Consider the following 25,352-nt stretch of genomic DNA (forward strand, 5'->3'; position numbering starts at 1 on the left):
TTGCCCTGACAGACGACACGCCCTTCGCAAGGATGGCGTGTCGTTTTGCGTTCAGGCATAAAGGAAAAGCTTATAGAGGCAAGCCACGACAACAAGACGACTCACGACAAGGACTGCTGCATGCCGCGCCCCATCATTCTCGATTGCGATCCCGGCCACGACGATGCCATCTCGCTGATTCTGGCCCTCAGCGCTGCTGAACTTGAGGTGCTGGCCGTCACCACCAGCGCCGGCAATCAGACGCCCGACAAGACGCTCAACAATGCGCTGCGGGTGCTCACCCTGCTGGGCCGCCACGATATCCCGGTGGCGGGCGGTGCGCCCAAGCCCTTGGCGCGCGAGCTGATCATCGCCGACAACGTGCATGGCGAAAGTGGCCTGGATGGCCCTGAACTGCCAGACCCCGGCTTTGCCCCCGTCACCCAGAGCGCCATCGAGCTGATGGCCGAGAAGGTTCGCGCCTGTGAGCAGAAGGTCACGTTGGTGCCCTCTGGCCCGCTGACCAATATCGCGCTGTTTCTCGCAGCCTACCCTGAGCTTCACTCGCGCATCGACAGCATCGTGCTGATGGGCGGCGCGGCCGGTGTCGGCAACTGGACGCCCGCCGCCGAGTTCAACATCTTCGTCGACCCCGAAGCCGCCGACATCGTGTTCAAGTCCGGCCTGCCCATCGTCATGTGCGGGCTTGATGTCACCCATCAGGCGCAGATCATGGATGAGGACATCGAGCGCATCCGCGCCATCGACAATCCCGTCGCCCAGTGTGTCGCCGAGCTGCTCGACTTCTTCATGATCTACCATCGCGACCCGAAGTGGGGCTTCAACGGCGCGCCGTTGCATGATCCCTGCACCATCGCCTGGCTGCTGGCGCCTGAGCTGTTCACCACGGTGGAGTGCTGGGTCGGCGTCGAGACACAGGGCGAGCACACCCAGGGCATGACGGTGGTGGACCGCTATCAGCTCACCGGCAAGCCGCACAACGCCAGGGTGCTGTTCGAGATCGACCGCCAGGGCTTCGTCGAGCTGATCGTCCGGCAGCTGGCGCAGCATTTCCCTCGCTAGCCCCCCTAGATAGCCCCCTCGCTAGCCCGCTCGCCAGCATCCAGAAGGCAGTCGCCCAGCCAGCGCCGTGCGAGGGGGTCTTTCCTGCTGAGAGCAGCGCTTCCCTATAGAGAGCCGCCATGTCAGAGACCGATCGCCACGCCAGTGACACCCCGCAACAGGCGCACGTCCATAAGCACGAGCATAAGCACGGCCATAAACACAGCTACGACTACCTTATCGTGGGCTCGGGCTTTGGCGGCTCGGTGTGCGCGCATCGCCTGACCGAGAAAGGCTATCGCGTGGCGGTCATGGAACAGGGCAAGCGCTGGACACCGGACAACATGCCCCGCTCCAACTGGCGGCTGAGTCGCTGGCTGTGGCGGCCGATGCTGGGGCTGCGCGGCTTCTTCACCATGAGCTTTTTCCGCCATGTCATCGTGCTGCATGGCAACGCGGTGGGCGGCGGCTCCATCACCTATGCGCAGACGCTGCTGGTGCCGCCCGACAGGGTGTGGGACAACGGCCAGTGGGCGGGGCTCAATGACTGGCATGCGGTGATGCCGGCGCACTACGCCACGGCGAAGCAGATGCTCGGAGTGACGACCAATCGGATCATCGCGCCGGCGGATCACCACTTGAAACGCATGGCGGAAGTCGCCGGCTGCGAAGACACCTGGTACCCCACCGAGGTCGGCATCTTCTTCGGCCCCGAGGGTGAAAGCGCCACGTCGGCTGCCGGTAGCGCGCATGCAGACCCCTACTTCGCTGGCGAAGGCCCTGAAAGACACAGCTGCATCGGCTGCGGGGGCTGCATGATGGGCTGCCGACATGGCGCCAAGAACAGCCTCGACAAGAACTATCTGTATCTGGCCGAGAAGCACGGTGCCCAGGTGCACGCCGAGACCAAGGTGATCGATGTCGTGCCGCTCAATGGCAAGGTGGATGGGGCCGATGGCTATGTGGTGACGACGGTGCCCTCCACCTTCGCCGGGCTCTATCTCGGGCTGGGCAAGCGCCGTGTCACCTGTCAGTCCATCGTCTTCGCAGGCTCGTCGCTCGGCACCCAGGAGTTGCTGTTCCACCTCAGGGACAAGGGCTCATTGCCGAACATCTCGAACGCGCTGGGCAAGCGGGTGCGTACCAATGCGGAGTCGTTGATCAGCTGTCGCATGCCGTACAGTCACGATGACATGTCCAAGGGCATCGCCATCGGCTCCGGCATTCATATCGATGAGCACACCCATATCGAAGCCACGCGCTATCCGGCGGGCTCCGACTTCATGGGGCTGCTGTTCACCGCGATGGCCAGGGGCAAGCCCGGCTGGACGCGCCCCTTCTCGTGGCTCAAGGCCATGGCGAAAGTGGTGGTAGCCAATCCGCGCCGCGCGCTGAAATTCCAGCTGCCGTGGGGCTTCGCGAAGGAGACGATCATCTTTCTGTGCATGCAGACGGCGGATGGCCACCTCAACATGACACTGAAACGCCTGTGGTACTGGCCGCTGCGCAAGGCGCTGGTCACCGAGGGCAAGCGCATCCCGACCTTCATCCCCGAGGCGAATGATTTCGTCACGCGTGGCGCAGAGGCCATCGGCGCCATCCCCGGCAGCAGCATCCCCGAGATACTTTTCAACATCCCGACCACAGCGCATTGCATGGGCGGCGCGGCCATGGCGGCCTCCCCCGAGGACGGCGTCTGCGATGGGCAGAATCGCGTCTTCCATTACCGCAACATGCTGATCTGCGACAGCTCGATGCTCGCCGCCAACCTGGGCGTCAATCCCAGCCTGACCATCACCGCACTGGCGGAACATGCGATGAGCCATATCCCACGCAAGGACTGACCTTCACAACGCCCGATGTGGATAGTGCTGGTGCATGAAGTGATAGTGCAAGAGGTGCTGGTGTAGAGAGAGAACGACGGCTGGTATCATTGCCCGCCAGCAACTCAGGCGATGTGCGTGCAACGCGCGGGATCGATCAACACGGGAGCACAGCAATGAAACGGGTGTCACTCTTCACCATGGCGAACTGCCCACACTGCAAGACAGCCAAGCAGTATCTGGAGCAGCAGAAGATCGGCTTCCGCCTGGTGGACGTCCGATCCCCCGCGGGACAGAAGGAATTCGCCAAGACAGGCTTTCGCAGCGTGCCTGTCCTGAAGATTGGTGATCAGTTCCTGAAGGGGTTCAGCGTGAAAGGCTTCAATCAGTTGTATAAGGGTTGAGCGCGGGAGCTTTCAGTAGCGACAGCATCTCCTGCATTTTAAATATATCGCAATACTCATACACCTTATGCACAGCGTGGATATAGCACTACATTGGAAGAAGATTATTATACCATTAGAAGAATCTCGATCGCTTCAATATGAGATTTTACAATAGCGCAAGAATTATCATCCCGCCAACAATTTAAACTATCTAACAATAGAACTAACCACACATAAAAACCAAACACTCTAGAATATAAGTTCTGTCCCCACCTTATCTACCCCAATCATATAGCTTTCCTTCAGATCCTATCCACATACCATCACCTAAGTATGCAGGGCCGCCAGCTCCATCTGAACATGCATCATAGATATCTTGCATTTCATTATCATACGAATCTAATTTTTTCGCTTTACTCTTTAGCTCTTCCGTTCTTTTGTCTGCCGAGCCTTGAGGGACAAAATAGCGACTGAGGTCTTCTTCATTACTACTAAAGCTTTTTGCGAATCGAAGCACACCCTCAAACAAGTTGAATTTTGTATGGGGCAAAGAGTGTCTAACAACTTCCCCATCATGTAGTGTCTTATCGTAAAAACCATAAGAGGTCACTTCCCCATGCTCTTTCTTTGAAATAATCTGGATATCTATTCCATTTTTTCTATGAAGTATATATGCAACATTAGCATCATTAGTTTTTGCAAAAGCCGCTCTATACATTTTATTTCTGAGCTTACATGACATCCACCCCAAATCTTTAAGGGATTTTGCAAAAGCATAAGGAGTCGATACTCCTATGTGTACAGGTGATTTTTTAGGAAGAACGATATTTCCACTATAATCTAAGGCTATTTCTTCTCTTCGACATTCAATTCTTCCATTACAGTCCCAGTTCAAATATCTAAGCTGTGCGATTCGAGCAAATCTTAACTTTCCATCTCCCCTTCTAACTATAACCTCATCACCAGCTTTCAAGTCAGTACGAAAACATTGGACAGGAAATTCTTTAGAGCTTTCAGAAAAAGAAACGAATGCAATTATATAACTCATCCCCAACCTCCACTATTAGATAGTATAACTTTACAGACAAACAGAAAATAACTTAAAACACGAGGTCATCAAATATCTCAGGTTTTGGGTAATACTTACAGAAAACCTTTCATACATCCTAATATATTATATGCTTCTATATGTCATGGCATTCGGCCCCACATCCAAAGTGGCCCCTAATACAACATAAGCATATACAATCACTTATAGCTAAAATTAAATAGAATCTCTATAACAAAATAAAATCAAAGTTACTCATTATACAGATCAAGGTACATTATGTAATCCCACCTCATGCAGCCGCTCAATATTCGCCACTAGATCGGTAAATCTCTCCCCCTGGATATGCACGTGATCCTTCAGCGCTTGCTCGGCAGCAACGGCGTCGCCGGCTTCGATGGCGGCGACGATGGCTTCGTGTTCCGCGTAGGAGCTGTGCATGCGATGGCGGACGTGGAGTTGCAGGCGGCGGTATGGCTTGAGGATGGCGTGCAGGCGCGTAGCTTCTTCGGTGAGGAAGGCGTTGTGGCTGGCGCGGTAGAGGCAGTGATGAAAGAGGCCGTTCTCGTAGTAGTAGCCATTGGCGTCGTCGGCTTCCAGGCGTTCACGGCAGGCGGCGTGGGCGTCCTTGAGTTCAGAAAGCTCCTGCGTGGTGATGCGCCGCGCGGCGAGTCGACCGCACATGGCTTCCAGTTCCGCCATGACTTCAAAGCGTTCCACCAGCTCCGAGACCCCCAGCTGCGTCACGAAGGTGCCGCGCTTGGGCACCACCTTCACCATGCCGGAGGCGGCCAACTGCTGCAGCGCCTCGCGGATCGGCGTGCGTGAGCACTGGTACTCGCGCCCCAGGGCCTCGGGATCGAGCTTGGTCCCCGGCGGGAAGCGCCCTTCGACGATGGCATCTTCGAGCAGATCGCGAAGGCGCTGGGTGTGGGACATCTTGATCATCTGCGGCGTCCTTTTACTGATGCTGAGCACTGATGCTGAGTGCTGATGCTGAGCACTGGTGCTGATGCCTTGCGGCCATGTTGCGGTGACGATGGCGCCAATCCCTGCCGACCTCCACCTCAATCCCCTCACAGACATGCCAACCGGCTATGAGGCCAGTCGCTGCCTCGTCCCCTTGCCTTCATTGAACAGGGGAAGTGGCCGCGCAGGAAACTGACTTTAGTCGTGTCTGGCATGCCAGGACTTGACGCTAACACACCAGACGCCTATCTGTTGTATACAACAAGACGAAGCCAAATATTCAAGTTTCAGACGCCATACTGAGCAATGGATATGACCCCATCATCGCAGCTTCGCGTCTCGCGCCTTGAGGAAGACCGCCATGAACATCAATCTGAGTTTTCTGCAGGATCTGCTGACCCATGTCGGCCAGCGTGCCCGCCAGCAGGTCGGCCTCTCGCCAGGCGCCGGCAATGAAGACACCGCCCTCGCCCGCCTGACCGAGAGCTGCCACAACCTCACCGAGAGCAGCGGTGAAGCCTCGCGCATCATGATGGCCCAGCGGGCGCTTGAGGATTATCAGCAGCTGGACCACGAGCAGCGCCTCGCCTTCTTCCATGTGCTGGCCGAGCACTACGCCGCCGATGAAGCACGTATTCACGCCGCCTATGCGGCCTATCGTGAATCCCCCGACAACGCCAACCTGAGCACGCTATTCGCCGCCAGCGAACCCAGGCGCCAATCGCTGCTGCGCCGTCTGAACCTGTGCCCCGGCGGCACCTATGAAATCGTGCGCATGCGCGCCGACCTGCTCAAGCTCATCAAGCAGCACCCGGAGCTCAAACCGCTGGATGCCGACTTCGCGCATCTGTTCGCCTCCTGGTTCAATCGTGGCTTCCTGATGCTGGAGGCCATCGACTGGAACACCCCCGCGGCGGTGCTGGAGAAGATCATCCGCTATGAGGCGGTGCATGCCATCCAGGACTGGAGCGACCTGCGCGGGCGTCTCGACCCCGAGGACCGCCGCTGCTACGCCTTCTTCCACCCGGCCATCGGCGATGAACCGCTGATCTTCGTCGAGGTAGCGCTGTGCAAGGGCGTGCCCAACAACATCCAGCATCTGCTCGCCAACAGCGGCCAGACCACCGAGCGCGAGGCGGACACCGCCGTCTTCTACAGCATCAGCAATTGCCAGAAGGGCCTGAAAGGCATCTCGTTCGGCAACTTCCTGATCAAGCAAGTAGTGCAGGAGCTGCAACGTGAACTGCCCAATCTCAGCCGCTTCGTCACCCTCTCGCCGGTGCCCGGCTTCAGTCAGTGGCTCGAACGTGCACGTGACGAGGAAGGCCTGGAAGTCTCCGACCTGCTGGCCCATCACCTGCAGCACGATGACTGGATGAATGACGAGGAAGCCCAGCAGAAGATGGCGCCGGAGCTGCGTGCCCTCGCCGCCCACTATCTGGTCAACGTCAAGCATCGCAGCGGCCAGCCGATGGACCCGGTCGCCCGCTTCCACCTCGGCAACGGTGCCAGCCTGCATCGCCTCAACTGGCCCGGCGACACCTCGCCCAATGGCCGCCAGCAGGCCCACGGCCTGATGGTGAATTACCTCTACGAGCCGCACCGTATCGAGCAGAACCACGAGGCCTTCAGCCGCAACGACAGCGTGGTGTGCAGCAGCGAGGTCAAGAAGGAGTCGAAAGCCAACAAGGAACTGGCCAAGGTCCCCAGGCGCGAAACTAAAAAGGAAACCGATTCCCTGTCCAGTTCGGCCCAATCCAGTTCACCACTGCCATCAAAAGCAGCCGAACAGCCGCCCGCGCCGAAGTCGGCTGCTGATGCCAACGACAGCAAGCAAGCGCCTGAGTCTTTGGAAGAATAAGCCGCTCGAAAAATAAGTCGCTCGAAGAATGAGTCGCTCGGCAGGCACGCCGCCTGCCGGAGCACACCTGACCACGACGTCTCTCGCTTTGCGTCAATGACGTCTCATGACAAGACAACACCTCACTACAAGAACAACGCCATTGGAGCCAATGATGTCTCACGCCAACCACGACAACCTCTATCTGCAATTCGCGCGCAACTTCGATGAGCGCCCGGATACCACCTTCCTCGATACCGTCGAAGGCCACGGCTACACCTTTGCCCAGGCGCGCACCGCCGCCGGCCAGATGGCCAGTGCCCTGCGCGAGCTGGGCGTGGCACCGGGCGACCGCGTCGCGGTGCAGATCGACAAGAGCTGCGAGACCGTCATCCTGTATCTGGCCTGCCTGCAGGTCGGGGCGGTCTATCTGCCGCTGAACACCGCCTACACAGGTGAGGAGATCCGCTACTTCCTGGGCGACGCCGGCCCGCACCTGTATGTCTGCCAGCCCAAGGTGCTGGAGACGGCACGCGAACTCGGCAAGCAATGCGGCGTGCCGCGCATCGAGAGCCTCGGTACGGAGCAGGACGGCAGCCTGATGGAACAGGCCCGCCAGTGCAGCGCGAGCCACGAGGTCGAGCCACGCGCCGCCGATGATCTTGCCGCCATTCTGTATACCTCCGGCACCACCGGACGCAGCAAGGGCGCGATGCTGACCCAAGCCAACCTGGCCTCCAACTGTCAGGCACTGGCCGAGGCCTGGCGCTTCAGCGCGGACGACCACCTGATCCACGCCCTGCCCATCTTCCATACCCACGGGCTGTTCGTGGCCTGCAATATCGTGCTGACCGTCGGCGCTTCGATGACCTTCCTGCCCAAGTTCGATGCCGAGCAGATTCTCGATCTGATGCCGCGCTCCAGCGTGCTGATGGGCGTGCCGACCTTCTATACGCGCCTGCTGGAATCCGAGCGCCTCAACCGCGAGACGACCGCCAGCATGCGCCTGTTCGTCTCCGGTTCCGCGCCGCTGCTCAGCGAGACCCATAGCGAATTCAGCGCACGCACCGGCCACGCGATTCTCGAACGCTACGGCATGACCGAGACCAACATGAACACCTCCAACCCCTATGATGGCGAGCGTCGTCCGGGCACGGTGGGCATGGCGCTGCCCGGCAGCGAGGTGCGCGTCACCGACCGCGAGACAGGCGCCATCCTGCCGCGCGGCGAGACCGGCCTGATCGAGGTGCGTGGATCGAACGTCTTCAAGGGCTACTGGAAGATGCCGGAGAAGACCGCCAGCGAATTCCGCGAGGATGGCTTCTTCATCACCGGTGATCTTGGCCATATCGATGCCGATGGCTATCTGTGCATCAGCGGCCGCGACAAGGACCTGATCATCTCCGGCGGCTACAACATCTACCCCAAGGAGGTGGAGCTGCTGATCGATGACATGCCCGGCGTCAACGAATCGGCGGTGTTCGGCGTGCCACATCCTGACTTCGGCGAAGGCGTCTGCGCGGTGGTGGTGATGCAGCCCGGCCACCAGGACAGTCTCGATGAAGCGGCGGTGCTGGTCGCCCTCAGCGACAAGCTGGCCCGCTACAAGCAGCCCAAGCGCGTGTTCTTCATCGACAGCCTGCCACGCAACGTGATGGGCAAGGTGCAGAAGAAACAGCTGCGCGAGGAGTATGCCGAGCTGTTCGCACCTGAGCCGGCCCGCTCACACGGCTGAGCCACCACAGCCAGGCCTGACCCCCGATACATTCGTGCCAGCGGCATGGCGTGACGCCATCACGTCATGCCGGTGGGTTAACTCACCCTCAAGCCCTGCCAAGGACAGACAAAGGACAGGCAAAGGACGCGCAATAGTCAGACACAAGACACGTAAAGCCAGGCTAGCCAACCTGGAGAAAGAGATAAGTTAGATACATCAGAAAGACGACAAGACGCCACACTGATTCACCACCACTTCTCCACAACAACAAGAAGGTATTACGCCATGGTGATCTACGGAGTTGCCCTGCTCGCAGGGTGCATGATGGCCGGTCTCGTGATCGGTGATCTGCTCGGAGAAATGCTCAATATCGATTCCAATCTCGGCGGCGTCGGCATCGCGATGCTGCTGCTCATCTTCATTACCGGCGTGCTCAAGGACCGCGGCAAGATGGCCGACAGTACCGCCAGCGGCATCAATTTCTGGAACGCGATGTACATCCCCATCGTGGTCGCGATGGCCGCCAGCCAGAACGTGGTCGCGGCCTTCAGCGGCGGCATGGTCGCGCTGGTGGCGGGCGTACTGGCCGTGGTGCTGGGGCTGGCCCTCGTGCCGCTGCTGACCGGCAAGCGTCCCGAGAATGCGCTGGAAGATGACCCGCTCGCCGGCGAGACCCGCTATACGCCGACCAGAACCTCAGTGACGACGGGTGCGCCGGTGCTGGACCGCAGCCGCCAAACCTCCTCCACTCCTGCGCACAGACACTGAGGGCTGAACCATGATCGAGTCACTCGTCCAACTGTTCGACAAGTATCATCTGGTCGCCGCCTTCGCCGTGATCGGCCTGGCGATGTATGTCGCCTACTGGATCAGCAACAACCTGACCCACGGCAAGCTGCACGGCTCCGCCATCGCCATCATTCTCGGCCTGGTGCTGGCCTATGTGGGCGGCGCGACCACCGGCGGCAGCAAGGGGCTCTCGGATGTCACGCTGTTCTCGGGGCTTGGCCTGATGGGCGGCGGCATGCTGCGTGATCTCGCGATCATCGCCACCGCCTACGGGGTCAACCTGAAGGAAATCCGCCAGACCGGCTTCCGCGGGGTCGTGGCGCTGTTCGTCGGCGTGCTGATCTCCTTCATCGCCGGTGGGGGCGTCGCCATCGCCTTCGGCTATACCGACCCGGTCGATATCACCACCATCGGCGCGGGCGCGGTCACCTACATCGTCGGCCCGGTCACCGGTGCCACCCTGGGGGCCAGCTCCGAAGTGGTCGCGCTGTCGATCGCGGCCGGACTGGTGAAGTCGATTCTGACCATGGTCGCCACGCCGATGACGGCGCGCCTGATCGGGCTCGACAATCCCCGCTCCGCGATGATCTTCGGCGGCCTGATCGGCACCACCAGCGGCGTCGCGGCCGGTCTCGCCGCCACCGATGCCCGCCTCGTGCCCTATGGTGCGATGACGGCCACCTTCTATACCGGCCTGGGCATTCTGCTCGCCCCGACGGTGCTGTTCCTGGCGGTACGTGCGGTGATGTAAGCGTTGCTCTGTTACAGACCGCTCTGTTACAGACCGCTCTGACACAAGCTGCTCTGAAACAAGCGCTGAAACAAGACGACGGCGGCATCAGCAAGGACAAAACGTCCCACGCTGATGCCGCCGTCGTGTCTTTACTGTCTAGCTGCTTCCTTTCAACTGCACGCACGCGCTTTCGCACTTTCGCGCAGGCAAGCCTGATCAGCGCTCCCCCAACAACATTTCCATCACCGAGCGCGCGGCGGGCCACATCACGCTGCCGTGGTCTTCGCCTGCATAACGCCGCCATTGCACCTCGATCTGCGGGCAGCGCTCGCCCAACTGGCGGGCATAGGCATGGGCGTTGTCGATCATCGCACGCTGGACACGCAGCCTGTCCCGCTTTGGGTCATTGCGCTGTGGCTGCGGCGATTGCTCGCGTCCGCCAGCGGCAATCAACACCGGGCCCGCCGCCTCGGAGCAGGCAAGACGCAGCGGCCAGTTGGCCTGGTCATTCTCCTGCAGCCACCACAGCGATGGGCTGATCGCGAAGATCGCGCCGAAGGCTTCTGGCTGTTGCTGCTGGGCATGGAGCGCGAACAGGCCGCCAAGCGAGTGACCGACCAGCGCTGGACGTTCGAGATCGAGCGGATAGCGTGAGGCCAGTTCAGGCGGCAAGGATTGCGTCAGATAGGCCAGAAACTGCGCCCCGCCACCCGTGCCTTCAGGTGCGGTGCCGCTGGTGAGCGGTGGCGTGAAGTCCTGGTAGCGCAGTGTCGTGACGGTGGCGCGCGTCGCCGCTGCCTGCTCGTCACTGCCCGCATAGCCGACCGCGACGATGGCGAGGTTCGCCGGTGCCTTGTCAAAGCCGCGACGCCCCAATATGTCTCGCGCCGCCGTGAACAGATCGAGATGGCGATTGCCGTCCAGTACCAGCAGCACGGGATAGCCCCCTTGCGGCGGCGCAACCCTGGGCAATGCCACCTGGATCAGATAGTCGTGCCCCGTGAGGCGCGAATGCTGGGTGAAGGAGGTCGTGGTGCCTGCCAGCGCCTCATCAGTGGCGTGAGTCATGGCAAGGGCCGGCAAGCCGACAGTAGCGGATGTCAGCATGATGAGCCCCCATGCCTGTAGCCGGGCGAAAAGCCTCATGCGTGCACGCAATCCGAGAGCCACCATCAGAACTCATACTTCATGGTCGCGACGGCGCTGGCCGGGCGTCCCACGAAGTTGAAGACACTGGCAGAACCGGCGCGCACGTAATATTCGCGGTCGAACAGATTGTAGACGTTCAGCTGGCCGCTGAGTCGTGGCGTGAACTGATAACCGAGCATGGCATCGAATACCGCGTAGCCCGGTGCATGGATGGTGCCCTGGGTGTTGTCGAAGTCACTCAGCGCCGTCATGCCGGCACCGACGGAAACGCCGTCCAGCAGGTTGCCTTCGAAGCGATACTGGGTCCACAGATTGACCATGTTGTTGGGCATCAGCATCAACAGGGCATCGGAGCTGCCGGCCTCCAGCACTTCGGAGTCCATGTAGGTGTAGCCGAAGATGACATCCCACTGCGGCGTGATGTTGCCGGCCAGCTCAAGCTCCGCACCGGTGATGCGCATCTTGCCGGAATCCACCGAGTAATCGACGCTGCTGTCAGTGGAGGATGCCGCGCGGTGGCTGTCGGTCAGCTGGAAGCCACTGATGCGCGCATTGAGGGCGCCATCCAGATAGCTGCCCTTGATGCCGATCTCGTATTGCTCGCCTTCCCGCGGGTCGATCAGGTCACCGTCCTCGCCTTCGCTGGTCTGAGGCTCGAAGACCTTGGAGTAGCTGGCATAGACGGAGTGATCGGCGTCCAGGTCGTACACGAGTCCGCCGTAGGGCGTGACAGCCGTGTCCTGCATGTCGCTGCTGCCGCCATTGATCTTGTCTTCTGAATCCGCCGAGAAATGGCTGACCCGCGCGCCCAATATCACGGCCAGCGGCGCCACGGGACGCAGCGTCACCTTGCCGTACAGGCCCTGTTCTTCGAGGGTGGTCTTGGTGCGCGACAGGCTGTAGCCACTGACGCCGTCACGCGCGTTGCCGAGAATGTCGACATAGGCCAGGTTGTTCAGCTCGCTGATGCTGGCGCTGGAGCCGGTCAGGTCGCTGGTGCGCGCCGCGGTGGTGTCCGCTTCTGAGGTCTTGTAGTCGACCCCGACCACGAATTCGTTCTGGTTGCCGAAGGCATCGAAGCCCTGGGTGTAGCTGGCATCCACGCTCACCGAGGTCTCATCGGTGAAACCGGCATAGCCCGCGACACTGCTCATGTCGCCGCTATCACTGAGCGCGGAGCCACTGTAGGCGTACTCGTAATCGGCATTGCGATCACTGTAACGCGCCGCCAGCCGTCCATAGCCGCGCGAACTGAAGTGGTGCGTCAGCTCGGCGATGACATCGGTGGAGTCGCTTTCGAAGCTGTTCCAGTCCGCGCCATAGAAAGCCGAACTTCGTGCGTAGGTGAAGTCGCCATCGCTGCCCACCGGCTGACCCTGATTGACGGTGATGTCCTTAGTGTTGTGGATCACACCAAGTGACAGCTCGGTGTTCTCGTCAAGATCGATCTCCAGCGCGCCATAGAAATCATTCAGCGTGTTGTCGTTGTCATCGACCCACTGCGCCTGCTCCGTGGAGCGGGTCACCAGGCGCCCGCGGATACGGCCCTGCTCATCGATGGGCCCGGAGATATCGACGCTGACGCTTCTGTCATCCAGCGTGCCGACGCTGCCGCTGATGGAGCCCTGGAAGGTATCGGTCGGACGCTTGCGCACCAGATTGATGACGCCGCCCAGCTCACTGGTGCTGTTGAAGAGGCCAGACGGCCCGCGCATGACCTCGACCCGATCGATGGCGGTCAGCGAAGGCACCGAGCCCGTCAGGCTCGACATCGGCGCGGACAGGCCATCGATGCTGTAGGCATCGTACTCATAGCCACGCGCAAAGATGGACGAGCGGCCACTGTCGTTGTTCAGCACCCGCACGCCCGGCGTACGCGCCGCCAGCTGATCCAGGGTGATGAAGTTCTGGTCCTCGATGGCGTCATGGGTCACGACGCTGACCGACTGCGGAATGTCGCGCAGCGAGGCCGGCACCTTGGAGCCCACCGTGGCGGCATCCACGCTGTAGCCACCATTCTCCTCACTGGAGGCCATGTCATACAGGCGCAGGCCAGTGACCCGCTGCGTCTCCAGCACCAGCGTCGATTCGTCCGCCTGCGCCGGCAGGCTGACCAGCACCACGCCGGCCCCGAGCATCAAACGACGCGCCCCTGCCCCACACAGCACGCCTCCGCGAGTCTTCATCTTCTTCATCATGTCCCCTTGCCTCGTGCTCATTGTCTTGTGCTCACTGCCTGTCGCCACTAATGATAATTATTTGCATTTGATGCATTGACGGGGCATTTTGGCACTCAATGACGGCAAAAACCTTTGCTGAACGCTTCTTCATGTTTGCAGGTGCGACAAGATGCATGTCCGGTCACAACGTGGTGCCCCTCTCCTACCCAAAGCCACTGCTTCATCCCCCTCGTCCTCTGACAGAGCGCCTCTCGACAACCTTCGTGGCGACAGCGCAAGGCCCAGGATCATCGAGCTGGAACACGTCCACCGCATGGCGCGCGCCCTGACCAGCGACCACCAGTGCGAGCCTGCCGAGGGCCAGTCCGGCGATGGTGCGCTGATCGGCAACATGCATCTGCACGAGGCTCAGCCCGGGTTGTTCATGCGCCTCAACCGTGTGCGCAAACGTGCCGACCTGATGATTCGCTCCCGTATCGAGCCGTCCCTCAAGATCGCCGTGGTGTGGCGCGGGGAGCCGAAGGTCAGTTTCGGCCCGGACAGCCATGCACTGGCACCGGGGCGCGCGCTATGCATCGCCCTCGATGAAGTGACGGAATTCGCGCTCAAGAGCGTGAAAGGCACGCAGGAGCACAGCACCATCCTGTCGCTGACGCCGGCGTGGCTGAAATTGCATCTGGGGGTATCACGCGCCAGCCAGCTGATGCCCGAGGCGCGGCATCTGGCCCATTACGTCTGGCAGCCGTCTGCGCGTCTGATCGAGCGACTGGAGGAATTCAGCCGCCAACGGCCGGGGACGCTGGCGCTGCGCCTCGGCATCGAATCATTGGCGCTGGAAGTGATCAGCGAATGTCTGGCGGCCAGCGCCTCTCTTTCTCATCCGACTCCCGAAGGGCTTGGCGAGCACTGGGCGGCAAGGCTGGAAGACTGGATACACAGCGGGGAAGCCGCCTATCTGAGCCAGGCGGAGATGGCGGCGCGGCTGGGCATGAGCGTGCGCCAGTTGCAGCGCCGCTATCGCGACGCCTACGGCCAGACCCTGGCGCAGGACCTGCGGCGGCGGCAGCTGACCCGAGTGGCGCACCTGCTGCAGGACCGCAAGCTGACGATTGAAGCCGCAGCCGAACTGGCGGGCTATCGCAGCGCGGCCAACTTTGCCACCGCCTTTCGCCGCCAGTTCGGCGTGCCGCCCAGTCAGCGGCCGGTGGTGCCGGCGTAGCGACGCTTGGACTTGGCGATGACCCGTTGCTAATGTTGAGCGTCGTCGCGGCATGCGCCCTGCTGGCGGTGCAGGCAGACCGCAGCCGCATACGGACGAACGACAACAGTACGCAAAAACAGCACGAACTGAACATCACGAAGAACAGCACGACACAACAAGATCTCGCCACGCTCTCGCACAAGGACACTGTCATGTCGGTTGACAACATGAAGCTGGAATCCCTCGCCCTGCATCACGGCTATACCTCGGAAGCCACCACCAAGGCGGCGGCGGTACCGATCTACCAGACCACCTCCTACACCTTCGATGACACCCAGCACGGCGCGGACCTCTTCGATCTCAAGGTGCCGGGCAACATCTACACCCGCATCATGAACCCGACCAATGACGTGCTGGAGCAGCGCATGGCCGCCGTCGAGGGCGGTATCGCGGCGCTGGCGGTGGCTTCCGGCATGGCGGCGATCACCTATGCCATCCAGGCGCTGGTGCAGGTCGGCGACAACATCGTCAGCACCAGCCAGCTGTATGGCGGCACCTACAACCTGTTCGCCCATAGCCTGCCGCGTCAGGGGGTAGAGGTGCGCATGGCGGCCTTCGATGACTTCGCCGGCCTCGAGGCACTGATCGATGACAAGACCCGCGCCGTCTTCTGCGAGTCCATCGGCAACCCTGCCGGCAACATCGTCGATCTCGCGCGTCTGGCCGAGATCGCCCACCAGCATGGCGTGCCGCTGATCGTCGACAACACCGTCGCCACGCCAGTGCTGTGCCGCGCCTTCGATCACGGCGCCGATATCGTGATCCACTCGCTGACCAAGTACATCGGCGGCCACGGCACCACCGTGGGTGGCATCATCATCGATTCCGGCAAGTTCGACTGGGTCGCCAACAAGGAGCGCTTCCCGATTCTCAACGAGCCGGACCCCTCCTACCACGGCGTCGTCTACACCGAAGCCTTCGGGCCGGCTGCCTATATCGGGCGTTGCCGCGTGGTGCCGCTGCGCAATACCGGCGCGGCGCTGTCACCGCAGAGCGCCTTCCTGCTGCTTCAAGGCCTGGAAACCCTCAGCCTGCGTATGGAGCGCCACTGCAGCAATGCGCTCACGCTGGCCGAGTATCTGCAGCAGCACCCGAGCGTCAGCTGGGTCAACTACGGCGCGCTGCCGGATAGCCCCTATCACGCCACCTGCCAGAAGATCACCGGCGGCAAGGCCTCCGGCATCGTGAGCTTCGGCATCAAGACGGACGCGACTGGTGACGACAAGGCCGAAGCCGGGCGCATCGCCGGCGGCAAGTTCATCGATGCGCTGCAGATGATTCTGCGCCTGGTCAATATCGGCGATGCCAAGTCGCTGGCCTGCCACCCGGCCTCCACCACTCACCGCCAGCTCAACGAGGAAGAACTTGCCAAGGCCGGTGTCTCGGCGGATCTGGTGCGCATCTCGGTGGGGATCGAGCACATCGACGACATCATCGCCGATGTCAGCCAGGCGCTGGACAAGGCGGTAGCCTGACCCGAGCGCGGCTCTTAAACGACAGTCAGGCGCCATTCAGGCGCCAATCAGGCTGCCTCAGTGATATCTCAGCGCCCGCGAAGACACCCCTCTTCGCGGGCGCCTTGTGTTGCGTACCCCGATGACTGCCGCTTCGCCCAGGCCTGACAGAACCGCAATGGCAACAAAGAAATATAACGGTATATAAAAGGACTGGACTACAGGATTGGCGAACCATCGAGACTCAGCATAAATCTGGTTAATACCAAGAATAAAAAATCGAAACTACCGAAATACACGAACAGAACACACTCTTGGTCAAGGCGCACACAGAGGCGCCTGTCACAACGATAACAACTCCAAGAGGTGTCCCGATGAAGCGTACCCTGCTGACCGCTGCAATTGCCGCTACCGCTATCCTGCCGCTGAGCGCCGCTCAGGCTCAGGATATCAAGCTCGGCCACGTGCTGGCGCCCACCCATAGCTGGAACATCGCTGCGGAAGGTTTTGCCAAGGATGTCGCCGAGGCCACTGATGGCCGCGTCAATTTCCAGGTCTTCCCCAGCGGACAGCTCGGCAACGAGAAGACGGTCGTGGAAGGCATGCAGATCGGCAGCGTGCCGGCTGGCGTGATCGGCTGTGGCTCCTTCCAGCCGCTGGATGCCCGCTTCGGCATCGTCGAGCTGCCCTACTCCTGGCCGGACCGCGAACACGCCTACGCCGCCTACGATGGCAAGCTGGGCGATGCGCTCGAGGAAGTCGCTGACGAGCACAACATGAAGATCCTGTCGTGGTGGGAAAACGGCTTCCGTCACGTCACCAACAACCGTGGCCCCATCACCACCCCGGAAGACCTCGCCGGCCTGAAGATTCGCGTCACGCCGGACAAGATGCGTCTGGATACCTTCACCGCACTGGGTTCAAGCCCGGCGCCGCTGTCCTTCGGTGAGCTCTACTCCGCGCTGCAGCAGGGCGTGTTCGATGCCCAGGAAAACCCGCTGGCCATCATCTATTCCTCTTCCTTCAGCGAAGTGCAGGACTACGTCTCCCTCACCGGTCACGTCTGGGCACCGGCATGTCTGACCATCTCCAACTTCACCTGGAACCAGCTCTCCGAGCAGGATCAGGCCGCGGTGCAGAAGAGCGCCGACGAATGGCGTGACAAGCAGCGCGCGATGACCCAGAAGGATGACGCCGAGCTGGTCGCCAAGCTGGAAGAGGCAGGCATGCAGGTCAACGAGGTCGACACCGCGCCCTTCAATGCCAAGGTGCAGGGTGTCTGGGCCGAGTACACCGACGTCTTCGGGCCTGAGCTGATGGGCCTGGTCGAGCAATACCGCAAGGGCGAGTAACGATGTCTTCCGCCTCTCCCTCCGTCAAGCCGCTGGCCGTGTTGTGTGCCGTGCGTACCTTGATGATCACCCTCTCACGTTGGAGCTGCCGGGGCTGTCTGGCCCTGGCTGCCAGCGGAGTCGCCGCGCTGTCGGCACTGGTGATCTGGACCGTCTTCATGCGCTGGGTCATGGGTCAGCCGCCGCACTGGGCAGAAGAATTGCCGCAATTGGTGCTGGTATGGACCACCCTGCTGGCCGCGGTGTCCTGCACCCGCAACCGCACTCACCTGAGCGCGGGCCTGCTGCCGCTGCTGGTGCGCTCGGTGCGTATCCAGCGCATTACCGGACGCATCACTGACGCGATGATCCTGATCATGCTGCTGTTGCTGGCCAAGGCAGGCATGGATCTGACCGCCATCACGATGCGTCAGACCACCACCGCGCTGCAGATTCCGGCCGGTATCGTCTATCTGTCCGTGCCGCTGTGCTGCACCGCGATGGCACTGGTACAGCTGGAGCACCTGCTGACGCCGACCGCAACCTCCCGTGACCCCCTGGCCGATGACGCCACGTCATCCCCACGCCAAGGAGATGCCTCATGACTCTCGGCGCCCTGGCTCTGCTCGGCGTATTCGCGCTCGGCATCCTCATCGACATCCCCATCGCCTTCGCGCTGTTGATGTCGGCCCTCTTCTACCTGCTGGCCTTCGGTGCCGCGCCCATGATGGTCTCGGCGCAGCAATTCGTGGCCGGGATGGAAAGCTTCACCTTGCTGGCGATCCCGCTGTTCGTGCTCGCCGCCCAGTTGATGAACCGCGCCGGCCTGACCGAACGTCTGGTACGCCTGTGCATGGCGATGGTCGGTGATATCCGCGGCGGCCTGGCGGTGGTCGCGGTGCTGGCCTGCATGATGTTCGGCGCGCTGTCCGGCTCCGGCGTGGCGGACGTGATCGCCATCGGCAGCATGCTGCTGCCCACCATGGCCCGCAACGGCTATGACAAGGGCTTCAGCAGTGCGCTGGTCGGTACCGCCAGCTCCATCGGCACCGTGATTCCGCCCAGCATCGTGATGATCGTCTACGGCACCACCTCCAATACCTCGGTGGGCCAGCTGTTCATGGGCGGCATCATCCCCGGCCTGATGCTGACCGTCGCGCTGGTCGGCGTCGCCCTCTACATGTCACGCAAGCATGGCTGGTCGGGCGGTGTCGCGGCCCGTGTGCCCGGCGAGCGTCGCCGCGCCCTGCTCAGCGCCATGCCGGCCCTGATGGTGCCGGTGATGATCATCGGCGGTATCCGCTTCGGGGTCTTCACGCCCACCGAAGCCGCCGCCTCCGCGATTCTCTACGCCATCATCATCGGCACCTGTGTCTATCGCAGCCTGACCTGGCGCGGCTTCCTGGACAGCGTCCGCGCAACCGCCGAGACCACCGGCGCCATCCTGTTGATCATCGGTGCGGCCGGCATGTTCGCCTGGGGCCTGACCTACGAGCAGGTGCCGCAGGCCATCGCCCAGCTGATCGGCGAATTCACTGACAGCCGCATCAGCGTCCTGCTGCTGCTGACCGCCGTGCTGCTGGTGCTGGGGTCCTTCATGGAAAGCGTGGCGATCATCATCATCGTGACACCCATCGTGATGCCGCTGCTGGCGCAATACGGCATCAGCCCGGTGCAGTTCGGGGTACTGCTGACCGTCAACCTGGCCATCGGCGCCAATACGCCGCCGCTGGGCATCGACCTGATGGCCGCCTGTCGCATCGCCGGCATCAACGTCAGCGATTCGCTGCGCCCGCTGGGCCTGATGCTGGGCGCGATGCTGACCGTGCTGATGCTGATAACCTTCATTCCGGAACTCGTGCTGTTCCTGCCCAACCTGATGGAGGGCTGAGTGATGACCACCGCCATGGACCACAAGCTTCCCCAGCGCTGGCTGTTCGTGCCGGGTGACGACGCTGCCCGTCTGCAGGCCGCCCTCACCAGCGGCGCCGATGCCATCGTGGTCGATCTCGAAGAGTTCACCCCGGCCGCCGGACGCAAGCTTGCCATCAGTCGCTTCGCCGACTTCGCCAGACGCGCCCGTGACCTGAAGGTGTGGCCGGCCGTGCGCCTCAACCTGCTGGAGCACGGCGGTCGCGACGAACTGGCAGAGCTGATCAGCACCACCCTGGGCGATCCCACCGGGACTCCCGCCGCCATCTTCCTGCCCGCCGTCGAGCAACGCGCCCAGCTGGCCGCGCTGGATGACGCCCTCGCCGAGCAGGAAGCCCTGCATGGCCTGCCACGGGGCAGTCTGAAGAGCGTCGCGACGCTGGAAAGCCAGGCCGGACTGCTGGCCGCCGAGGAACTGCTCGCCGCGGGCGATGACACGCCACGCCTGCTGGGAGCCCTGATCGGTACCGGGGATCTGGCCACGGATCTGGGCCTGATGCACGACCAGCCCGCCGCCATCACCGAGATGCTCAAGCCGTGGCGTCAGCGGCTGGCGCAGGCCTGCAAGACCCATCGCCGGCTGGCCATCGATGGCCCGTGGCGCTGGAAGCACGGGCTGGGCACCGACCAGCACTGGGCCAATCAGCAGGGGCTGCAGGCGCGTTGCGTCATCTACCCCGAACAGCTCGAGGCGCTTTATGACCTCATGCCCGCTCGCGGCGCTGACCCGATGCCCGTCGACAGCACCGCGCCTCAGATCTGAGCCGCTGCCCTGCCGAGCGCCGCACCGAATTCATTACCGCGTCAAGAGTACCGACGTCTCAACACCGAATTCTCAACACAGATTTCTCAACTTCCGAATTCTCAACACTGATTTCTCAACAGCGAATTCTCAACACCGAATTCTCAACAACAACGAGAGCACTCCCATGACTCAGGCCGCGAACACCTCCTCCGCTTCCACTCTGCCGCTGCGCAATGGCGGGCAGATCCTCGTCGACCAGATCCGTCTGCACGGCACCAAGCGTGTCTTCCTGGTGCCGGGCGAAAGCTACCTGCCGTGCATCGATGCACTCAATGAGCACAAGGGCGCCATCGAGCCCATCGTCTGCCGCCAGGAAAGTGGCGCAGGCTACATGGCCGAAGCTTACGGCAAGCTGACCAACGAGCCGGGCGTGTGCTTCGTCACCCGTGGCCCGGGCGCCACCAACGCCTCCATCGCCGTGCACACCGCCTATCAGGATTCCACGCCGATGATCCTGTTCATCGGTCAGGTCGGGGGCGACTTCATCGAGCGCGAAGCCTTCCAGGAAATCGATTACCGCCGCATGTTCGGCGAGATGACCAAGTGGGTCGCGCAGATCGACGACACCTCGCGCATTCCGGAATACATCGCGCGTGCCTATCAGGTGGCACGCAGCGGCCGTCCGGGACCGGTGGTGCTGGCACTGCCCGAAGACACCCTGTGGGGCGAAGCCCAGGTCGCGGACGTCAAGCCGCACCCGCGTCTGGCCACCTATCCGGGTCAGCCGCAGCTGGATGAGCTCAAGCGCCTGCTCGCGACTGCCGAGCGCCCCTTCCTGCTGGTCGGTGGCAGCGGCTGGACCCGCGATGCCCAGGTCGCGCTGGAAGGCTTCGCCGAGCGTTTCGATATCCCCACCGGTGTCGCCTGGCGCCGTCTGGAGTGCGTCGATGCCGAACTGCCGCAATTCGCCGGTCACGTCGGCATGGGCATGCATGACGCGCTGCGTCAGCAGCTGGTCGAGAGTGATCTGGTGATCGCCGTCGGCACCCGTATCGGCGAAGCCACCAGCGAAGGCTACAGCTGGATCCAGTCGCCGGTGCCGACCCAGAAGCTGGTGCACATCTACGCAGACCCGGAAGAGCTGGGCCGTGTCTATCAGCCGACGCTGGCCATCAATACCGACGTCAACGGCTTCGCACTGGCGCTCTCCACCCTGTCCCCGGATAGCGCCCCGCGCTGGTCCGGCATTACCCGCGAGGCGCGCGCCGCCTATCTGGCCACGCTGGAAGAGCAGCCGTCGCCGGGCCCGCTGAGCCTGGACAAGGTCAGCTTGACCGTCGACCGCATTCTCGATGGCAAGGGCTGCATCAGCGTCGGCGCCGGCAACTACGCGCTCTACGCACACCGCTACGTGCGCTTCCGTGGCCTGGGCAGCTCGCTGGCCCCGACCGTCGGTTCCATGGGTTATGGCCTGCCCGCCGCCATCTCCAGCAAGCTGGAATTCCCGGAACGCCCCGCCGTCTGCTACGCCGGTGATGGCTGCTTCCAGATGAACCTGCAGGAACTGGGCGTGGCACTGCAGTACCGCCTCGGCGTCGTGGTGCTGGTGTTCAACAACGGCATGTGGGGCACCATCCGCGCCCACCAGGAAAACGACTTCCCGGGCCGCGAGATCGCGCTGACCTTCACCAACCCGGACTTCGCCGCGCTGGTCACCGCCTACGGCGGCCTGGGCCAGGTGGTGGAGAAGGACGAGGACTTCGAGGAAAGCTTCAAGCGCGCCCTGGAATTCGCCGACCGCGAGCGTCTGCCGGCCCTGATCGAGCTGCGCTATGACCCGGACGGCATCGCCCCGGGCAAGCTGCTCAGCGGCATCCGTGAAGATGCCCTCACGCGCAACGCAGCCGAGTAAGTCACAGGGAGGCGCGCCTTCCCGCCTTCGGACGACCTTCCCGTCGCCCGAAGGCGGGAAGGTCGCCAGTCAGAACAGTTGAACCATGCCGCCAGAGCGCGACGACAGGAGTCATACAACAACATGTCCACTACCACTACCCCTTCAGCTCCCTCTGCCAATACCGAACAGACCCAGCAGATTCTGGATAGCTTCGCCCTGCGCGTCGACGGCAAGCGCCTGTGGGACGCGCTGATGACATTGGCCGAGATCGGCGCGACGCCCAAGGGCGGCAACTGCCGTCTGGCCCTGACCGAAGAAGACCGCGCCGGCCGTGAGCTGGTCACCGGCTGGCTCGAGGCCGCTGGCCTGACACTGCGCGTCGACGAGATCGGCAACATCTTCGCCCGTCGTCCGGGCCGCAATGACAGCCTGCCGCCGGTCGCCACCGGCAGCCACATCGACACCCAGCCCACCGGCGGCAAGTTCGACGGTTGCTACGGCGTGCTGGCTGGCCTGGAAGTCATGCGCGTGCTGGATGAGCGCGGCATCGAGACCGAGGCCCCGCTGGAAGTGGTGATCTGGACCAACGAGGAAGGCAGCCGCTTCGTGCCGGTGATGATGGGGTCCGGCGTGCATGCGGGCTTGATCCCGCTCGAGAAGGCCCTGGCCGCCACCGACCGTGACGGCGACAGCGTTGCCGCGTCACTGGCGCGAACCGGCTATGCCGGCGACGTGCCGGTGGGCAGCCATGATTTCGGCGCCTATTTCGAGGCGCATATCGAGCAGGGCCCGGTGCTGGAACAGGAAGAGATCATCATCGGTGCCGTCACCGGCTCGCTGGGTCTGCACTGGTTCGACGTGGTGGTCAGCGGTCAGGAAGCCCACGCCGGCCCGACGCCGATGCCCTACCGCCGCGATGCGCTCAAGACCGCCTGCGCGCTGGTCAGCGACATCCTGACGCTGGCCGATGCCTACCAGCCCAACGGTCGCGTCACCTGCGGCGAATTCAATGTGCATCCCAACTCGCGCAACGTGATTCCGGGCCAGGTGCGCTTCAGCGTCGACCTGCGTCACCTGGAACCGGCCGTGCTGGCCGAGATGCACGACCAGCTCAAGGCGCTGTGCCTCAAGCATCACGCCGCCAACCAGAGCGACAAACAACGCGTGGACATCGAGCTGATCGAGGTCCAGCACATTCCGCCGACGCCCTTCGCGCCGGAACTGATCGAGATGGTGCGCAGCGCCAGCCAGGAACTGGAACTCAGCTACCGCGACATGGAAACCGGCGCCGGTCACGACGCCGTGCAGATCGCCGGCATCAATCCGGTGGCGATGATCTTCGTGCCCTGCGAAGACGGCATCAGCCACAACGAGAGCGAGAACGCCGAACCGTCCGATCTCGAGGATGGCGCCAACGTCCTGCTGCTGGCGATGCTCAAGCGTGCCGGCATCGTCAGCTCTGACACTGACGACGCCAATGCGACCCACAACACCGCGGAGAACGCCCAATGAGCACTGCCACATCCGCCCCGCTGACGCATGCCGACTGGCAGCAACGCGCCGCCGCGCTGACCTTCGAGACGCGTGCCTTCATTGATGGCGCCTATACCGAAAGCACCGGCTGCGACACCTTCCCGGCCTACAACCCGGCCACCGGCGAAGTGCTGGCGCATATCACCGCCTGCACCGAGCAGGATATCGACCGCGCCGTGATGGCCGCGCGTCGTGCCTTCGAATCCGGTGTCTGGTCGCGTCAGTCCCCCCAGGCCCGCAAGGCCGTGCTGCAACGCTTTGCTCAGCTGATCAGCGACAATGCCGAAGAACTGGCGCTGCTGCAGACGCTGGAAATGGGCAAGCCGATCGGCGACAGCCTGGGCTTTGATCTGGCGGAAACCGCGCGCTCGGTGGCCTGGTACGCCGAGGCCATCGACAAGCATTACGGCGAGATCGCGCCCACCGGCGAGAACGTGCACGCCACCATTACCCGTGAAGCGCTGGGCGTGGTCGCGGCGGTGGTGCCGTGGAACTTCCCGCTGATGATCGCTTCCTGGAAGTTCGCGCCGGCGCTGGCACTGGGCAACAGCGTGGTGCTCAAGCCGGCCGAAGCCTCAAGCCTGAGTGCGCTGCGTCTGGCGGCACTCGCCGATGAAGCCGGCATTCCGGCAGGCGTGTTCAACGTCACGCCGGGCCTGGGCGCGGTGGCGGGTCAGGCGCTCGGCCTGCACATGGAAGTCGATGCGCTGGCCTTCACCGGTTCCACCGCGACCGGCAAGCGCTTCATGCGCTATGCCAGCGACTCCAACCTCAAGCGTGTGTGGCTGGAGTGTGGCGGCAAGTCGCCGCATATCGTGTTCGCCGATTGTCCGGACCTGGACCAGGCCGCGCGCGCCGCCGCCGACGCCATCTTCATCAATCAGGGCGAAGTCTGCATCGCCGGTTCGCGCCTGTATGTCGATGAGGCCATCTTCGATGACTTCATGCCGCGTCTGATCGCCTGCGCCCGCGCCATGCCGGCCGGTGACCCGCTCGACCCGGCCACGCGCATGGGCGCACTGGTCAGCGCGGACCACCACGAGAAGGTGCTCGGCTTCGTCGAGACGGCGCTCTCGGAAGGCATGACGCTGCACCAGGGCGGTCAGGCGATCGCGCCCAGCGACGCCACCGCCGGCGGCTGGTATCTGGAGCCGACCATCGTGGAAGGCGGCCAGAACAGCACCGTGATGCGCGAGGAAATCTTCGGTCCTGTGCTCGGCGTGACCCGCTTCAGCGGCGAGGAAGAAGCCATCGAGCTGGCCAATGATTCCATCTACGGGCTGGGCGCTGGTCTGTGGACCCGCGATCTGGCGCGTGCCCATCGTGTCTCGCGGCGTCTCAAGGCGGGTCTGGTGTGGGTCAACTGCTACGCCGATGGCGATATCAGCGTGCCCTTCGGTGGCGTCAAGCAGTCCGGTTTCGGGCGTGACAAGTCACTGCACGCGCTGGACAAGTACTCCGACCTGAAGACCACCTGGATCAATCTCGCCTACTGAGGCCAGTGACGACCCACCCACCCAAGAAGGC

Annotated in this window: 20 protein-coding genes; 16 read left to right on the plus strand and 4 right to left on the minus strand. The window is 62.5% G+C overall.

Annotation, left to right across the window (positions count from 1 at the left end; all coding sequences use genetic code 11):
- The first annotated feature begins 120 nt into the window (after window positions 1-120).
- The 3 genes from rihA (at window position 121) to R1T44_RS11045 (ending at window position 3,268) form a co-directional block, all read left to right on the plus strand.
- On the plus strand, window positions 121-1,062 hold the full coding sequence (rihA, locus tag R1T44_RS11035; protein ID WP_317292031.1) for a pyrimidine-specific ribonucleoside hydrolase RihA: 942 nt from the start codon (window positions 121-123) through the stop codon (window positions 1,060-1,062).
- Window positions 1,063-1,181: 119 nt separating this feature from the next.
- A complete protein-coding gene (locus tag R1T44_RS11040; protein WP_317292032.1) occupies window positions 1,182-2,885 on the plus strand; it encodes a GMC family oxidoreductase in 1,704 nt (567 codons plus the stop codon).
- Between the two features lie 155 nt (window positions 2,886-3,040).
- Window positions 3,041-3,268, plus strand: coding sequence for a glutaredoxin family protein (locus R1T44_RS11045; RefSeq protein WP_107336525.1), 228 nt, complete (start codon window positions 3,041-3,043; stop codon window positions 3,266-3,268).
- Between the two features lie 256 nt (window positions 3,269-3,524).
- Here R1T44_RS11045 and R1T44_RS11050 read toward each other — a convergent pair whose 3' ends face one another.
- On the minus strand, window positions 3,525-4,298 hold the full coding sequence (locus tag R1T44_RS11050; RefSeq protein ID WP_317292033.1) for a hypothetical protein: 774 nt from the start codon (window positions 4,296-4,298) through the stop codon (window positions 3,525-3,527).
- Between the two features lie 267 nt (window positions 4,299-4,565).
- Window positions 4,566-5,246 (minus strand): GntR family transcriptional regulator, encoded by a 681-nt coding sequence (locus R1T44_RS11055; RefSeq protein ID WP_317292034.1) that lies wholly within the window; start codon window positions 5,244-5,246, stop codon window positions 4,566-4,568.
- A 388-nt stretch (window positions 5,247-5,634) separates the two neighbouring features.
- Here R1T44_RS11055 and R1T44_RS11060 point away from each other — a divergent pair, with 388 nt between their 5' ends.
- The 4 genes from R1T44_RS11060 (at window position 5,635) to madM (ending at window position 10,364) form a co-directional block, all read left to right on the plus strand.
- The gene (locus R1T44_RS11060; RefSeq protein WP_394805778.1) at window positions 5,635-7,128 is read left to right on the plus strand and encodes a malonyl-CoA decarboxylase; all 1,494 of its coding nucleotides are present in this window, start codon (window positions 5,635-5,637) and stop codon (window positions 7,126-7,128) included.
- A gap of 154 nt (window positions 7,129-7,282) precedes the next feature.
- Entirely contained in the window at window positions 7,283-8,842 is a 1,560-nt protein-coding gene (locus R1T44_RS11065) for a malonate--CoA ligase (protein WP_317292036.1), read from the plus strand.
- A gap of 267 nt (window positions 8,843-9,109) precedes the next feature.
- Window positions 9,110-9,592 carry a malonate transporter subunit MadL gene (madL, locus tag R1T44_RS11070; RefSeq protein WP_317292037.1) on the plus strand — a complete coding sequence of 161 codons (483 nt, stop codon included), beginning with the start codon at window positions 9,110-9,112 and terminating at the stop codon, window positions 9,590-9,592.
- 10 nt (window positions 9,593-9,602) lie between these two features.
- Window positions 9,603-10,364 carry a malonate transporter subunit MadM gene (gene madM / locus R1T44_RS11075; RefSeq protein WP_054556957.1) on the plus strand — a complete coding sequence of 254 codons (762 nt, stop codon included), beginning with the start codon at window positions 9,603-9,605 and terminating at the stop codon, window positions 10,362-10,364.
- Window positions 10,365-10,562: 198 nt separating this feature from the next.
- Here the strand turns inward: madM and R1T44_RS11080 are convergent, their stop codons facing one another.
- Together R1T44_RS11080 and R1T44_RS11085 are read right to left on the minus strand one after the other, a co-directional pair.
- On the minus strand, window positions 10,563-11,453 hold the full coding sequence (locus R1T44_RS11080; RefSeq protein ID WP_317292038.1) for an alpha/beta hydrolase: 891 nt from the start codon (window positions 11,451-11,453) through the stop codon (window positions 10,563-10,565).
- A gap of 65 nt (window positions 11,454-11,518) precedes the next feature.
- Entirely contained in the window at window positions 11,519-13,693 is a 2,175-nt protein-coding gene (locus R1T44_RS11085; RefSeq protein ID WP_317292039.1) for a TonB-dependent siderophore receptor, read from the minus strand.
- 295 nt (window positions 13,694-13,988) lie between these two features.
- Here R1T44_RS11085 and R1T44_RS11090 point away from each other — a divergent pair, with 295 nt between their 5' ends.
- From R1T44_RS11090 to R1T44_RS11130, 9 genes are all read left to right on the plus strand, one after another.
- Entirely contained in the window at window positions 13,989-14,894 is a 906-nt protein-coding gene (locus R1T44_RS11090; RefSeq protein ID WP_317292040.1) for a helix-turn-helix transcriptional regulator, read from the plus strand.
- A 209-nt stretch (window positions 14,895-15,103) separates the two neighbouring features.
- Window positions 15,104-16,411, plus strand: a complete 1,308-nt coding sequence (locus R1T44_RS11095; RefSeq protein WP_216060894.1) for an O-acetylhomoserine aminocarboxypropyltransferase/cysteine synthase family protein — start codon at window positions 15,104-15,106, stop codon at window positions 16,409-16,411.
- 353 nt (window positions 16,412-16,764) lie between these two features.
- Window positions 16,765-17,742 (plus strand): TRAP transporter substrate-binding protein, encoded by a 978-nt coding sequence (locus tag R1T44_RS11100; protein WP_043334979.1) that lies wholly within the window; start codon window positions 16,765-16,767, stop codon window positions 17,740-17,742.
- A 2-nt stretch (window positions 17,743-17,744) separates the two neighbouring features.
- Entirely contained in the window at window positions 17,745-18,326 is a 582-nt protein-coding gene (locus R1T44_RS11105) for a TRAP transporter small permease (protein WP_317292041.1), read from the plus strand.
- On the plus strand, window positions 18,323-19,612 hold the full coding sequence (locus R1T44_RS11110) for a TRAP transporter large permease (protein WP_317292042.1): 1,290 nt from the start codon (window positions 18,323-18,325) through the stop codon (window positions 19,610-19,612). Before R1T44_RS11105 ends, R1T44_RS11110 begins: the two co-directional genes overlap by 4 nt.
- Before the next feature lie 3 nt (window positions 19,613-19,615).
- Window positions 19,616-20,416: an aldolase/citrate lyase family protein gene (locus tag R1T44_RS11115; RefSeq protein ID WP_317292043.1), complete on the plus strand. Its 801-nt coding sequence runs from the start codon at window positions 19,616-19,618 to the stop codon at window positions 20,414-20,416.
- 166 nt (window positions 20,417-20,582) lie between these two features.
- Window positions 20,583-22,310 (plus strand): thiamine pyrophosphate-binding protein, encoded by a 1,728-nt coding sequence (locus R1T44_RS11120; protein WP_192838896.1) that lies wholly within the window; start codon window positions 20,583-20,585, stop codon window positions 22,308-22,310.
- Window positions 22,311-22,433: 123 nt separating this feature from the next.
- A complete protein-coding gene (locus R1T44_RS11125) occupies window positions 22,434-23,804 on the plus strand; it encodes a Zn-dependent hydrolase (protein WP_284891877.1) in 1,371 nt (456 codons plus the stop codon).
- On the plus strand, window positions 23,801-25,321 hold the full coding sequence (locus R1T44_RS11130; RefSeq protein WP_317292044.1) for an aldehyde dehydrogenase: 1,521 nt from the start codon (window positions 23,801-23,803) through the stop codon (window positions 25,319-25,321). Before R1T44_RS11125 ends, R1T44_RS11130 begins: the two co-directional genes overlap by 4 nt.
- Window positions 25,322-25,352 lie beyond the last annotated feature (31 nt).

The organism is Cobetia amphilecti (assembly GCF_032923285.1).
Classification (GTDB): domain Bacteria; phylum Pseudomonadota; class Gammaproteobacteria; order Pseudomonadales; family Halomonadaceae; genus Cobetia; species Cobetia amphilecti.

Coding starts and splice junctions, on each gene's coding strand:
- rihA (WP_317292031.1), top strand. CDS start 121: ATGCCGCGCCCCATCATTCTCGATTGCGATCCCGGCCACGACGATGCC.
- R1T44_RS11040 (WP_317292032.1), top strand. CDS start 1,182: ATGTCAGAGACCGATCGCCACGCCAGTGACACCCCGCAACAGGCGCAC.
- R1T44_RS11045 (WP_107336525.1), top strand. CDS start 3,041: ATGAAACGGGTGTCACTCTTCACCATGGCGAACTGCCCACACTGCAAG.
- R1T44_RS11050 (WP_317292033.1), bottom strand. CDS start 4,298: ATGAGTTATATAATTGCATTCGTTTCTTTTTCTGAAAGCTCTAAAGAA.
- R1T44_RS11055 (WP_317292034.1), bottom strand. CDS start 5,246: ATGATCAAGATGTCCCACACCCAGCGCCTTCGCGATCTGCTCGAAGAT.
- R1T44_RS11065 (WP_317292036.1), top strand. CDS start 7,283: ATGTCTCACGCCAACCACGACAACCTCTATCTGCAATTCGCGCGCAAC.
- madL (WP_317292037.1), top strand. CDS start 9,110: ATGGTGATCTACGGAGTTGCCCTGCTCGCAGGGTGCATGATGGCCGGT.
- madM (WP_054556957.1), top strand. CDS start 9,603: ATGATCGAGTCACTCGTCCAACTGTTCGACAAGTATCATCTGGTCGCC.
- R1T44_RS11080 (WP_317292038.1), bottom strand. CDS start 11,453: ATGCTGACATCCGCTACTGTCGGCTTGCCGGCCCTTGCCATGACTCAC.
- R1T44_RS11085 (WP_317292039.1), bottom strand. CDS start 13,693: ATGATGAAGAAGATGAAGACTCGCGGAGGCGTGCTGTGTGGGGCAGGG.
- R1T44_RS11090 (WP_317292040.1), top strand. CDS start 13,989: ATGGCGCGCGCCCTGACCAGCGACCACCAGTGCGAGCCTGCCGAGGGC.
- R1T44_RS11095 (WP_216060894.1), top strand. CDS start 15,104: ATGAAGCTGGAATCCCTCGCCCTGCATCACGGCTATACCTCGGAAGCC.
- R1T44_RS11100 (WP_043334979.1), top strand. CDS start 16,765: ATGAAGCGTACCCTGCTGACCGCTGCAATTGCCGCTACCGCTATCCTG.
- R1T44_RS11105 (WP_317292041.1), top strand. CDS start 17,745: ATGTCTTCCGCCTCTCCCTCCGTCAAGCCGCTGGCCGTGTTGTGTGCC.
- R1T44_RS11110 (WP_317292042.1), top strand. CDS start 18,323: ATGACTCTCGGCGCCCTGGCTCTGCTCGGCGTATTCGCGCTCGGCATC.
- R1T44_RS11115 (WP_317292043.1), top strand. CDS start 19,616: ATGACCACCGCCATGGACCACAAGCTTCCCCAGCGCTGGCTGTTCGTG.
- R1T44_RS11120 (WP_192838896.1), top strand. CDS start 20,583: ATGACTCAGGCCGCGAACACCTCCTCCGCTTCCACTCTGCCGCTGCGC.
- R1T44_RS11125 (WP_284891877.1), top strand. CDS start 22,434: ATGTCCACTACCACTACCCCTTCAGCTCCCTCTGCCAATACCGAACAG.
- R1T44_RS11130 (WP_317292044.1), top strand. CDS start 23,801: ATGAGCACTGCCACATCCGCCCCGCTGACGCATGCCGACTGGCAGCAA.